This window comes from Mesorhizobium prunaredense, from assembly GCF_900156895.1.
GTDB classification, from domain to species: domain Bacteria; phylum Pseudomonadota; class Alphaproteobacteria; order Rhizobiales; family Rhizobiaceae; genus Mesorhizobium; species Mesorhizobium prunaredense.
Genome location: NZ_FTPD01000009.1, coordinates 122,465 through 135,062, shown reverse-complemented (window position 1 = coordinate 135,062; position 12,598 = coordinate 122,465). Strand labels below are relative to the sequence as shown.

General features: G+C 64.6%; 10 protein-coding genes. 2 read left to right on the top strand and 8 right to left on the bottom strand.

Going from position 1 to position 12,598, the window contains the following annotated elements; all coding sequences use genetic code 11:
* The 3 genes from BQ8794_RS09475 to BQ8794_RS09465 all read right to left on the bottom strand — a co-directional run.
* Nucleotides 1-346: biotin/lipoyl-containing protein (locus tag BQ8794_RS09475; protein WP_342187890.1), on the bottom strand; the 346-nt coding region annotated here is incomplete at its 3' end.
* A 229-nt stretch (nucleotides 347-575) separates the two neighbouring features.
* Nucleotides 576-1,589, bottom strand: a complete 1,014-nt coding sequence (locus tag BQ8794_RS09470) for an alpha-ketoacid dehydrogenase subunit beta (protein WP_023802698.1) — start codon at nucleotides 1,587-1,589, stop codon at nucleotides 576-578.
* A 2-nt stretch (nucleotides 1,590-1,591) separates the two neighbouring features.
* Complete coding sequence (locus BQ8794_RS09465) at nucleotides 1,592-2,824, bottom strand: 3-methyl-2-oxobutanoate dehydrogenase (2-methylpropanoyl-transferring) subunit alpha (protein WP_077376049.1); 1,233 nt, start codon at nucleotides 2,822-2,824, stop codon at nucleotides 1,592-1,594.
* Between the two features lie 349 nt (nucleotides 2,825-3,173).
* Between BQ8794_RS09465 and holA the strand changes: the two genes are divergently transcribed.
* Nucleotides 3,174-4,217, top strand: coding sequence for a DNA polymerase III subunit delta (gene holA, locus BQ8794_RS09460; RefSeq protein ID WP_077376046.1), 1,044 nt, complete (start codon nucleotides 3,174-3,176; stop codon nucleotides 4,215-4,217).
* A gap of 367 nt (nucleotides 4,218-4,584) precedes the next feature.
* On the opposite strand, the gene BQ8794_RS09455 is transcribed toward holA, so the two are convergent.
* The 5 genes from BQ8794_RS09455 to mnmE all read right to left on the bottom strand — a co-directional run bounded on the left by BQ8794_RS09455 (nucleotide 4,585) and on the right by mnmE (nucleotide 10,404).
* Nucleotides 4,585-5,469 (bottom strand): ParB/RepB/Spo0J family partition protein, encoded by an 885-nt coding sequence (locus BQ8794_RS09455; protein ID WP_077376042.1) that lies wholly within the window; start codon nucleotides 5,467-5,469, stop codon nucleotides 4,585-4,587.
* Nucleotides 5,470-5,504: 35 nt separating this feature from the next.
* Nucleotides 5,505-6,305: a ParA family protein gene (locus tag BQ8794_RS09450; RefSeq protein ID WP_077376039.1), complete on the bottom strand. Its 801-nt coding sequence runs from the start codon at nucleotides 6,303-6,305 to the stop codon at nucleotides 5,505-5,507.
* Nucleotides 6,306-6,341: 36 nt separating this feature from the next.
* Nucleotides 6,342-6,977 carry a 16S rRNA (guanine(527)-N(7))-methyltransferase RsmG gene (gene rsmG / locus BQ8794_RS09445; protein ID WP_077376036.1) on the bottom strand — a complete coding sequence of 212 codons (636 nt, stop codon included), beginning with the start codon at nucleotides 6,975-6,977 and terminating at the stop codon, nucleotides 6,342-6,344.
* Nucleotides 6,974-8,848 (bottom strand): tRNA uridine-5-carboxymethylaminomethyl(34) synthesis enzyme MnmG, encoded by a 1,875-nt coding sequence (gene mnmG / locus BQ8794_RS09440; protein ID WP_077376033.1) that lies wholly within the window; start codon nucleotides 8,846-8,848, stop codon nucleotides 6,974-6,976. Before mnmG ends, rsmG begins: the two co-directional genes overlap by 4 nt.
* A 227-nt stretch (nucleotides 8,849-9,075) precedes the next feature.
* Nucleotides 9,076-10,404 (bottom strand): tRNA uridine-5-carboxymethylaminomethyl(34) synthesis GTPase MnmE, encoded by a 1,329-nt coding sequence (mnmE, locus tag BQ8794_RS09435; RefSeq protein WP_077376030.1) that lies wholly within the window; start codon nucleotides 10,402-10,404, stop codon nucleotides 9,076-9,078.
* A 64-nt stretch (nucleotides 10,405-10,468) separates the two neighbouring features.
* Between mnmE and BQ8794_RS09430 the strand changes: the two genes are divergently transcribed.
* Nucleotides 10,469-12,487, top strand: a complete 2,019-nt coding sequence (locus tag BQ8794_RS09430) for a thioredoxin domain-containing protein (protein WP_077376027.1) — start codon at nucleotides 10,469-10,471, stop codon at nucleotides 12,485-12,487.
* The last annotated feature ends 111 nt before the right edge of the window (nucleotides 12,488-12,598 follow it).

Below are 12,598 nucleotides of genomic sequence, written 5' to 3'. Positions count from 1 at the left end.
CCCCTCCCCCTTGTGGGGAGGGGCCAGGGGTGGGGGTACTGCGGTCGGTGCTCTTGGCGCCCGCCTCGCCGCCCGGCGCCGCAGCTGCCTTCACATTGCCCTCGCCGGCTACTTTCAAGCGTACAATGGGCGAGCCGATCGCCACCGTGTCGCCGATCTCCGCACCCAGCCAGACGATCTCGCCGTCGACTGGCGAAGGAATCTCGACCGTCGCCTTGTCGGTCATGACTGCGGCCAGCACCGCGTCCTCGCGCACGAGGTCGCCGACCTTGACCTGCCACTCGACCAGCTCGGCCTCGGCGACGCCTTCGCCGACATCGGGCAGCTTGATCACATATTCGCCCATCGTTAGGCCCCCCTTACCAAAGCGTTTGCGCTGCCCCTCACCCTTACCCATTCCGGGGCGAGCCGCTTGTCTCGCCCGTCCTTCGGACCCCCGTGAAAAACGGGGAGAGGGGGATCGCTGGCGTGGCGGCCCGTCCCTTCTCCCCGTTCTTCACGCGGAGAAGGTGCCGGCAGGCGGATGAGGGGCGGCGCCACCATTGGCAATTGGTCCGAGGCTCTGCCTGCCATCGTCAGGCCTCCATCGTTTCGACGAGCGCGCGGCCGAGCCTGGCCGGACCGGGAAAATAGTCCCACTCCTGTGCATGCGGATAGGGCGTGTCCCAGCCGGCGACCCGCACTACGGGCGCTTCCAGATGGTAGAAGCAGTTTTCCTGCACCAGCGCCGACAGCTCGGCGCCGAAGCCGGATGTCAGCGTCGCCTCGTGCACAATCACGCAGCGGCCTGTCCTGTTGACCGAGTCGACGATCGTCTCGAGATCGAGTGGCAGCAGCGTCCTCAGATCGATGATCTCGGCGTCGATGCCGGTCTCCTCAGCCGCCGCCTGCGCGACATAGACCATCGTGCCGTAGGCCAGCACGGTGACCGCGGCGCCCGGCCGACGGATCACCGCCTTGCCGAGCGGGACCGTATAATGCCCGTCGGCGACCTCGCCGAGCTCATGCTTCGACCACGGCGTCACCGGGCGCTCGTGATGGCCATCGAACGGGCCGTTGTAGAGCCGCTTCGGCTCCAGGAAGATCACCGGATCGGGATCCTCTATCGCCGCGATCAGAAGACCCTTGGCGTCATGCGGATTGGACGGCACGACGACCTTCAGGCCGGAGACATGGGTGAACAGCGCCTCCGGGCTCTGGCTGTGGGTCTGGCCGCCAAAAATGCCGCCGCCGGTCGGCATCCTGACCACGATCGGGCAGGTGAAATCGCCGTTCGAGCGGTAGCGCAGCCGCGCCGCCTCCGAGACGATCTGGTCATAGGCCGGATAAACATAGTCGGCAAACTGCACCTCGACGCAAGGTTTCAGGCCGTAGGCGGCCATGCCGATGGCCGAGCCGACGATGCCCGCTTCGCTGATCGGCGTGTCGAAGCAGCGGCTCTTGCCGTATTTCGCCTGCAGGCCTTGCGTGCAGCGAAACACGCCGCCGAAAAAACCGACATCCTCGCCGAACACGATGACGCGTTCGTCTCGGCCCATCGACACGTCCATGGCGTCGCGGATCGCCTCGATCATGGTCCGTCTTGGCATGGTCAGACCCCCGCCTGCTGGCGCTGGCGTCTGAGATGCGGCGGCATCTGCGCGTAGACGCCCTCGAACATGTCGCGCGTCGAAGGCTTGCCGCCGGCATGCAGCGTGCCGTGGCGCTCGGCCTCCCTTTGCGACGCGATCACCGTTTCGAGGATTTCCGCTTCGGCCTGGGTGTGACGCTCGTCCGACCAGACACCGCGCTGGATGAGATGGTTCTTCAACCTTACTATCGGGTCGCCGAGCGGCCAGGCGTCGGATTCGGCCTTCGGCCGGTAGGCCGACGGATCGTCGGAACTCGAATGCGCGCCGACCCGATAGGTGACATATTCGACCAGCGTCGGCCCGAGGTTTTTCCGCGCCCGCTCGGCGGCCCATTTGGCCACCGCATGGACGGCCAGATAATCGTTACCGTCGACCCGCAACGATGGAATGCCGAAGCCGAGGCCGCGGGCGGCAAATGTGCCGGAGCCGCCGCGGGCGATGCCCTGAAAGGTCGAGATCGCCCACTGGTTGTTGACGACGTTGAGCACGACCGGCGCCTTGTAGGTCGAGGCGAAGACCAGCGCCGAATGGAAGTCGGACTCGGCGGTCGAACCATCGCCGATCCAGGCGGCGGCGATCTTCGAATCATTGCTGATCGCCGAAGCCATCGCCCAGCCGACCGCCTGGATATATTGCGTCGCCAGATTGCCGGAGATCGAGAAAAAACCGTGCTCCTTCGACGAATACATGATCGGCAGCTGCCGGCCCTTCAGCGGATCGGCCTCGTTCGAATAGATCTGGTTCATCATCGTGACCATCGGGTAGCCGTCGGCGATGAGCAGGCCTGCCTGCCGATAGGTCGGAAAGTTCATGTCGCCCGGCGCCAGCGCCCTGCGGAAGGCGCAGCTCACCGCCTCTTCGCCGAGGTGCTGCATGTAAAAGGAGGTCTTGCCCTGGCGCTGCGCCATCTGCATGCGCGCGTCGAAGCTGCGCAGTGTCATCATATGGCGCAGGCCTTCCAGCAGTTCGTCGTCGGAAAGCAGGCCGGCCCACGGCCCGACCGGTTCGCCGCCGCGGTTGAGCACGCGGATGATCGAAAACGCCAGATCACGGATATCACGCGGATCGACATCGATCTCGGGACGCGGCACCGAGCCGGCCTTGGGAATGGTCACATCAGAAAAATCCGGCGTCCCGCCCGGCCGCACCTCGGGCTCCGGCACATGGAAGCGCAACATTCCCGCATCGGCCATGACCTTCGTCCTCCCATGTTGCCCGGCCAGGATACTTGCACACCGGCAGGCCAGTGCCAATTCGTCGGGCAAGGCTTCCGGCCAACCACCGCGCCGCCAGCAGCACTTGTCAGGATGAAGATATGTCAGCGAAATTTCTTGTCGATCTTCCGGCTCTGCGCGCAATTTGGCGCATGATTGCACCGGGTTTCCCGCCAGATTGGACAATGATTAGGGATTGAGGCCTCGCGCGGCGGCGGAGCTGCCAATCTCCCCCCTTGTGGGGGAGATCACGCTTCCCATCGTTTGTCCGCAGCGATTGCCCACCTATCGTTTCACCCCGCGCCCGCATCATGCTAACCCATAGCCCATGGCACAGAAGAAAGGTTACGAGGTCGATTCGTGGTTGGCGCGGCCGGATCCGCGTGTCTCGATCGTCCTGCTCTACGGGCCCGACCGCGGGCTGGTCGCCGAGCGCGCCCGCGCCTTTGCCGGCAAGACCGGCCTGCCGCTCGACGATCCGTTCTCGGTGGTCAGGCTGGACGGTTCGGAAGTCGATCGCGACGAGGGCCGCCTGCTCGACGAAGCCCGCACCGTGCCGATGTTTTCGGACCGGCGCCTGCTCTGGGTGCGCAATGCGTCCGGCCAGAAGGCGCTTGCCGACGACGTCAAGGCGCTGACCGCGGAGCCCGCGCGCGACGCTATCATCCTCATTGAGGCCGGCGACCTGAAGAAGGGCGTCGGGCTGCGCGCCATCGTCGAGGCGGCGGACATTGCCATGGCGCTGCCGTGCTATGCCGACGAGGCGCGGGACATCGACACGGTCATCGACGACGAATTGCGCAAGGCCGGCATGTCGATGACGCTGGAAGCCCGCCAGGCGCTGCGCCGCAACCTCGGTGGTGACCGGCTGGCCTCGCGCGGCGAGATCGAAAAGCTGGTGCTTTATGCCCACGGCCAGAGCGAAATCGGCCTCGACGACGTCAAGGCGACGTCTGGCGACGTCTCCGGCCTGTCCTTCGACGACGCCGTCGATGCCTTGCTCGAAGGCAAGGTCGGTGACTTCGACATCGCCTTCACCCGTCACTGCCAGTCAGGCGGTCAGGCTTTTCTGGTGCTGTCGTCGGCGATGCGGCAGCTGCAGGCGATCCAGGCGATGCGCGGCCTGATGGACACCGGCGGCCGCAACGCCGCTTCGGTCGTCGCCGCGGCGCGGCCGCCGGTTTTTTTCGCGCGGCGCAAGCTGGTGGAAAAAGCCCTCGAACGCTGGAGCAGCGAGGCGCTCGGCCGCGCCTTGACCAGGCTGCAGACGGCGGTGCTGCAGACCCGGCGGCGGCCGGACCTGGCGGTCGCGCTGGCCCGACAGGCGCTGCTCGGCATCGCCGTGGAGAGCGCCCGGCTGGCGCAGCGGTAGGAGAGCGTGATCTCCCCCCCTGTGGGGGAGATGTCCGGCAGGACAGAGGGGGGCGCTGTCCCGCCGGCCTATCCAGAGATTCGTTGCCGGACTCTCAGGTCGTGCTCAGCTCCTGCTCAGCTAGAACCGCAGAAGTTGGAGTTCCTTCGCGCCCCCCTCTGCCCTACCGCATCTCCCCCACTTGGGGGGAGATTGGCTCTCTTGCAACGTTGGTGATTGGCGAAACCGTTGATGACAGCCGTCTCTCCCCGTCGCTATACGGGGGAGACGATGCCGGCAGGCAGGTGAGGGGCCGCGCAAACGCTGGAGCAGGCAGGCTGAAAGGTCGCCTAAAACAAGCAGGACCCTGAGGCCGTTTGTCGGCTAATTACTGCTCTTGCTTCAGCCGCCGGCAAAGCTCGTCGAGCTGCTCCAGCGTCCGATAGGCGACGCTAATCACGCCGCCGCGCTCGTTGTGCTCGATCGTGACGAACATGCCGAGCGTGTCGGTCATGAACTTTTCCAGCGCCCGCGTATCAGCATCCTTTTGCACCGGTGCTGCAGGCTGTCGCTTCACCGTCGGCGCACCCGCCGGCATCTGCGCCAGCGCTTCGGCCTGGCGCACCGAAAGCCCGTCCTCGACGATGCGCTTGGCCAGACCCGCCGGATCCTGCGCCGTCACCAATGTGCGGGCATGGCCGGCCGACAGCGCGCCGTCGACCAGCATGTCACGGATCACCTCCGGCAGCTTCAACAGCCGCAGCGTGTTGGCGACATGGCTGCGGCTCTTGCCGATCACCTGGCCGAGATCGGCCTGCGTGTAGCCGTGATCGTCGATCAGCTGCTGGTAGCCCATCGCCTCCTCGACCGGATTGAGGTCGGTGCGCTGGACGTTCTCGATGATCGCCAGCTCGAGCGCGGTGCGATCGTTGACATCGCGCACGATGATCGGGATCTCGCTCAGTCCGGCGCGCTGCGCCGCGCGCCAGCGCCGCTCGCCAGCGATGATCTCGTAGCGGCCAGCCTGCGTCGGCGATGGCCGCGCCACCACCGGCTGCACCACGCCATGCTCGCGGATCGACTGGGCAAGATCGGTCAGGTCGGCGTCGCCGAAATGCCGGCGCGGATTCTTTGGGTTAGGGCTCAGGAACTCGATCGGTATCTTGCCGTCGGCATTCATACCCTGCTTTTCCACAGCTGCCGGACGATCGATTTCGCCGATCAGCGCCGCCAGTCCCCGCCCCAGTCTTTTTCTCGAATGGTCTTCGCTCATCGTTTGTCCAGATCGTTTCGGTATCAATTCGGCTTCTAAGCGGCGCGCAGCTTGCGCTCGCGGCGGATCACCTCGGAGGCAAGCTGCAGATAGGCCTGGCTGCCGGAGCATTTGAGGTCGTAGAGGATCGCCGGCTTGCCGTAGGACGGCGCCTCGGAGACGCGCACATTGCGCGGGATGACGGTTTCATAGACCTTGTCGCCCATATGCGCCCGCACATCCTGCACCACCTGGTTGGCGAGGTTGTTGCGCCCGTCGAACATGGTCAGCACGATGCCCTGAATGGTCAGATCGGGATTGATCGAGCGGCGGACCTGCTCGACCGTTTCCAGCAGCTGGCTCAAGCCTTCGAGCGCGAAGAACTCGCATTGCAGCGGCACCAGCACCGAATCGGCCGCCGCCATCGAGTTCAGCGTCAGAAGATTGAGCGAAGGCGGGCAATCGATCAGCACATAGCCGAAAATCGCCGAGCGCTCGGCCGAGGCGCGCAAGGCGTTGCGCAGCCGCAGCACCCGGTCCGGCGCCGAGGCGATCTCCATCTCGATGCCGAGCAGGTCGAGCGTCGACGGCACGATCGACAGGCCCGGCACCGCCGTCGGGATCGCCGCCGCCTCCAGGTCGAGCTCGCCGGTCAGCACGTCATAGGAGGAAACGGTGCGGTCGCGCCGGTCGATGCCGAGACCGGTGCTGGCATTGCCTTGCGGGTCGAGATCGACGATCAGCACCCGCTCGCCGATCGCCGCCAGTGCCGTGGCCAGGTTGATGGCCGTCGTCGTCTTGCCGACGCCGCCCTTCTGGTTGGCTACGGTGATGATTCGGGGGCCATTCTTCATCATGGGTCTATGCCAGAAATTCATGCCGAGGTCGCCGATCTAAGTCAGTTGGCGCAAATCAGACAGTTCGAGGATGACGCCATGAGCGTCAGTCGCGCTGGCATGTTCTACCAGATCGAACGACCATCGTTGAGCGCTTTCTGCCAGCTCGGCGCGGTAATCCCGGCCTTTGTGGAACAGGCCACAGGCGCCCGTCGTCAGCCATGGCGCCGACAGTTCGAGCAACACCGGAAGCCCCGCCAGCGCTCTGGCCGTGACGATTTGAGGTGTTGAAACAACTGGATAGGCGTCGTCGATGCGCCGCGCGACGACCCTGGCGGGCAGGTTGAACTGGCCGACGACCGCTTGCAGGAACGATGCTTTCTTCCGGTTGCTTTCAACCAGATCGATGCTGGCGCCGTCGCGCTCGGCAAGCAGGAACGCCAGCACCAGGCCGGGAAAACCGCCACCTGAGCCGAGATCGAGCCAGCGCTTCGCGTCTGGTTTGATTCGCGCCAGCTGCGCGCTGTCGAGGATGTGGCGGCGCCAGACATCGTCCTGCGTCGACTGCGCCGCCAGGTTTATCCGGCGGTTCCATTTCTGAAAGACCGTCACGAACTCGACCAGGCGTTCGAATGTTTCACGTGAAACTGGACCGGCAGCCGCTTGCAGGCTCGCCCATGAGGCAGCGCTCACGCAACATTCCTTCGCGCGGCAGCCTCGGCGTTGCGGACATGCGCGACGATGATCGCCAGCGCCGCCGGCGTCATGCCTTCCATACGCTGGGCGTCGGCGATCGAGCGCGGCTGGCGCGCCAGCATCTTTTGCTTCAACTCGTTGGACAGCCCCGGCACGGAAGCAAAGTCGAGCGAAGCCGGGATCAATCGGCTCTCCTCATGCCTGATCTGCGTGACGTCAGCTTGCTGTCGATCAAGATAGACCGAATATTTCGCTTCCGTTTCAAGGCGTTCAGCCGTTTTGCTGTCAACTGCTGCAAACTGCGGGGCGATTCGGGCCAGCCAGGCGACGTCGACGCCGGGATAGGCCAGCAACTCATAGGCCGAGCGGCGCACCCCGTCCCGGTTGATCTCCAGCCCATGACGCGCCGCTTGGTTGGGGGTCATGGTCGTGCCAAGCGCAAGGTCCCGCGCCTTTTCAAGGTTCTGCACGACATCGCTAAACCGTTGCATCCGCTCCTCCGAGGCAATCCCGAGCTTCACCGCCAGCGGCGTCAGCCGCTCATCGGCATTGTCGGCCCGCAGCGACAGCCGGAACTCGGCCCGCGAAGTGAACATACGATAAGGTTCGGCGATGCCACGGCTGGTCAGGTCGTCGACCATCACCCCGATATAGGCCTCGGTGCGACTGAGCACGATCTGATCGCTTGCTGACGTTTTGCGCGCGGCGTTGAGTCCGGCCAACAACCCTTGCGCCCCGGCCTCCTCGTAACCGGTGGTGCCGTTGATCTGCCCTGCCAGAAAAAGACCGGCGATCCGCTTGGTTTCGAGCGTCGGCTTGAGCTCGAGCGGATCGACATGGTCGTACTCGATGGCATAGCCGGGCTGCAGCATGGTGGCGCGTTCAAGGCCCGGAATGGTTTTTAGAATGTCGAGCTGCACGTCCTGCGGCAGCGAGGTCGAAATGCCATTCGGGTAGACGGTATCGTCGTCCAGCCCTTCCGGCTCCAGAAAAATCTGGTGGCCTTCGCGGTCGCCGAACTTGACGATCTTGTCCTCGATCGACGGGCAGTAACGCGGTCCCACCCCTTCGATCGAGCCGGAATACATCGCCGACCGGCCCAGATTGGCGCGGATCAGCTCGTGCGTCGCTCCAGTTGTGCGCGTGATGCCGCAATGGATCTGCGGATTGTCGATGCGGTCGGTCATCAGCGAGAACGGCACCGGATTGTCATCCGCCGCCTGGCTCTCCAGCGAGGCCCAATCGATCGTTCGTCCGTCCAGCCGCGGCGGCGTGCCGGTCTTCAGCCGTCCGAGCTTGAAGCCGGCACGGCTCATCGTCGCCGACAGGCCAAGACTGGCCTGCTCGTTCATGCGGCCGGCAACGATTTTCTTCTCGCCGATATGGATCAGCCCGCGCAGGAAAGTACCGGTGGTCAGCACCACGGCGCCGCAGGCAAGCCGGCGGCCATCCGCCAGCAGCACCGCCGCCAGGCGCCCATTGGCGATTTCGAAATCCAGGACCTCGCCTTCGACCACGTCGAGACCCGCCTGTTCGCGAATCGCCGCTTGCATGGCGAGCCGATAGAGTTTTCTGTCGGCTTGCGTGCGCGGCCCGCGAACTGCCGGGCCCTTGCGGCGGTTGAGCAGGCGGAACTGGATGCCGGCCGCATCGGCGACGCGCCCCATCAGCCCGTCCATGGCGTCGATCTCGCGAACCAGATGGCCCTTGCCGAGCCCGCCGATCGCCGGATTGCACGACATGACGCCGATCGTCTCGAAGCGCAACGTCACCAAAGCGGTCTTCGCACCAGCGCGCGCGGCAGCACTGGCCGCCTCGCAACCAGCATGGCCGCCTCCCACCACAACCACATCATAGTGATCGGTCATTTCAGTGTTCCAGGTTCAGGTTGACCGACACATGTGCCGGGAGGCGCGCGCTGTCAAGAACACCTGGCGTTTGGTGGGCAACTTCGGAGCGCCGCACATCGCTCCGGAACCTAGAATGAGGCGATTGCCCCAGCGAATCGTTTCACGTGAAACAGTGCCTTCGAGCTGATCGCGTAGCGTTTCACGTGAATCATCCGAAGCCCCAACCTCCCGATGTTTCACGTGAGTCACTTCCCGATACAGAACTGCGAGAAAATAACGTCGAGCATGTCCTCGACATCGACCGCCCCAACGATGCGGCCAAGCCGATCCGCCGCCAGCCGCAATTCCTCGGCCCGCAGCTCCTGCCCGCGCTCCTCCCCCGTCATCGCTGCACGCAGGAAACCGATCGTCTCGTTGAGCAGTTCGACGTGCCGCAGCCGCGACGGCAGGATATCACCGGCCTGGCCGACCTGCGCTGCGGCGCGACGGCCGATCTCGGCCAGCAATTCCGCCAGCCCGGTGCCGTTCCTGGTTGAGATTGCCAAGTCATAGCGCAACGTAAGCGCCGGCGATTTATCCTGCAACAGATCGGCCTTCGTCCCAACCCGCAACGCCGGAACATCGGGTGGTATTGCGCCGATCGGGACCGGCTCTGCCAGATCCTCCAGCACGAGCAGCAGATCGGCAGTGCCGGCCTTGCTCCTCGCCCTTTCGATGCCGATCGCCTCGATCCTGCCAGGCGTCTCGCGCAGGCCGGCGGTATCGGTCACTCTTATGCGCATCTCCTCCAGGTCAAGCACCACCTCGAGCAGATCGCGGGTGGTGCCGGGCTCCTCAGTGACGATCGCCGCCTCGCGCCGGGCCAGAGCGTTGAACAGGCTCGATTTGCCAGCATTCGGCGCACCAAGAATGACGACCTCGAAGCCGTCACGGATGATTTCGGCCGCGCGGAACCCTTGGACATGACGCTCGATCTCGCCGATCATCGCGCCGACGTCCGACCAGACCGTCTCTGCAACGGAACCGGGCACATCGTCTTCGTCGGCAAAATCGATTTCTGCCTCGATCATCGCCCGCGCATGAATCAGCCGACGGCGCCAGCCCAGGTAGAGCTCGCTCTGCACGCCTTCGGCATTCTGCACGGCAAAGCGCCGCTGCGCCTCGGTCTCGGCATTGACGAGATCGGCCAGCGCCTCGGTCTCGACCAGATCGACTTTGCCGTTGAGAAAGGCGCGGCGGGTGAACTCGCCCGGCTCGGCATGCCTGACGCCGTCGAAGCCGGCGATCACCTCCAGCATCTTCGCCACCACGGCCCGCCCGCCATGGACGTGGAACTCGGCGATATCCTCGCCGGTAAAGCTGTTTGGGCCGGCAAAGAAAACCACCAGCCCGCTGTCGAGCACCGATCCGTCCGGCGCCCTGAACTTGCGATAGGCGGCAACACGGTTCTGAACCATGGGACCGGCAATCGTTTCAACGACGAATCGACTTTGCGGGCCGGAAATGCGGAGCACGGCTACACCGGCGGGCAGGCGGCCGCTCGACAGGGCAACAATGGAATTACCTGAAATCATTTGCCGACCCAGCACAACCGCCCTAGCTTCGCTTGTTCATCGACAGATTGCCGAGTTATCGAAAGTGACGTTGCCCGCGAAAAATCTGCTTGCCGAAGAGGCCAGCCCCTATCTGCAGCAGCACAGCGGCAACCCGGTGCATTGGCGGGCGTGGTCGCCGGCGTCTCTCGCCGAAGCCAAGGCGCTCGAGCGGCCGATCCTGCTCTCGGTCGGCTACGCCGCCTGCCACTGGTGCCATGTCATGGCGCACGAAAGTTTTGAGAACGACGACGTCGCCGCCGTCATGAACCGTATGTTCGTCAATATCAAGGTCGATCGCGAGGAGCGGCCGGACATCGACCAGATCTATATGGCCGCACTGTCGGCGATGGGCGAGCAGGGCGGTTGGCCGCTGACAATGTTTTTGACACCGGACGGCAAGCCTTTCTGGGGCGGCACCTATTTTCCGCGCGAAGCCCGTTACGGTCGCGCGGGCTTCGTCCAGGTGCTGGAGGCTGTCGACAAGGCGTGGCGCGAGAAGAAAGAAAGCGTTAACCAAAGCGCCGACGGCCTGACCACGCATGTCGAGGCGCGGTTGGCGGGCAGCCATGCCAAGGCGGTGCTCGACCGCGACACGCTCGCGACGCTCGCCAACAGCATCGACGACATGATCGACAGGGATCTGGGCGGCCTGCGCGGCGCGCCCAAATTCCCCAATGCGCCGTTCATGCAGACGCTGTGGCTGTCCTGGCTGCGCGACGGCGCCACAGCCCATCGAGACGCTGTCCTGCTCAGCCTCGAAAAGATGCTGGCGGGCGGCATCTATGACCATGTCAGTGGCGGGCTGAGCCGCTATTCGACCGATGCCGAGTGGCTGGTGCCGCATTTCGAAAAGATGCTCTACGACAACGCGCAGCTCATCCGGCTGTGCAACTGGGCTTTTGCGGCGACCGGCAATGAATTGTTCCGGATACGAATCGAAGAGACGACCGACTGGCTGTTGCGCGAGATGCGCGTCGATGGCGGTGCTTTCGCCGCCAGCCTCGACGCCGACAGCGAGGGGGAGGAGGGGCTGTTCTACACCTGGAGCAGGGATGAGATCGAAACCGCTCTCGGCGACGAATCAGCCTTGTTTTTCCAATACTTCACGCTTTCCGGCCCGCATGGCTGGGAGGGCAAGCCTATCATCCACCAGACTGAGGCCCAGCAAACCCAAAGCGTCGCCAATCGCGACCGGCTCATTCCGCTCAGAGAAAAACTGCTGGCAGCCAGGGAGCAGCGCGTCAGGCCCGGGCGTGACGGCAAAATCCTGACCGACTGGAACGGCCTGGTGATCGCGGCTCTCACTGAGGCCGGGCGCGCCGTGAAACGGATCGACTGGATCGAGGCTGCGGAACAGGCGTTTGCTGCCATTGCCGGTGCTGGCCGAGACGACCGCCTGCCGCATTCGATGCTTGGCGCAAGGAAGCTGTTTCCGGCGCTGTCGAGCGACTACGCCGCCATGGCCAACGCCGCGATCTCCTTGTTCGAGGCCACCGGCACGTCGAGTTATGCCGAGCAGGCCGGCCAATTCATCGCGCAGCTCGATCAGTGGCATAGCGATGAGAACAACACCGGCTACTATCTGACCGCGTCGGACAGCAGCGACGTGCCGATCCGCATCAGGGGCGATGTCGACGAGGCGATTCCTTCAGCCAGCGGCCAGATCATCGAGGCCATGGTTCGACTATCCTCGCTTTCCGGCGACCTCGAATTGCAGGAAAAGACCTGGAAGGTCGCCGAACACGCGGCCGGCCGGGCGGCGCACCAGGCCTATGGCCAGGCCGGCATCGTCAACGCCTGTGCCTTGGCGCTCGAGCCGTTGAAGCTGGTGCTGGTGGACAGTCCTGAGAACCCGGGGCTTGTTCCGGTTGCGAATCGAAATCCGGACCCGCGCCGGATCGACACTATCGTGCCGGTCGGCGCGGCGACAAACCTGCCGATGCTGCCAGGCGGCGTTCTGCCTCCAACGACCAAGCCCGGCGCCTGGCTGTGCACCGGGCAGGTCTGCCTGCCGGTGATAACGGACGCCGAGGAGTTGGAGAGGCGGTTGCGGCGCGGATAGGAGAGGGGATGCCAGAGACGCGGGGCATATTTGCCCTCACTTCCGCCGGGCGTTTGCGCTGCCCCTCACCTGCCTGCCGGCATCCTCTCCCCGTATAGTAGTGACGGGGAG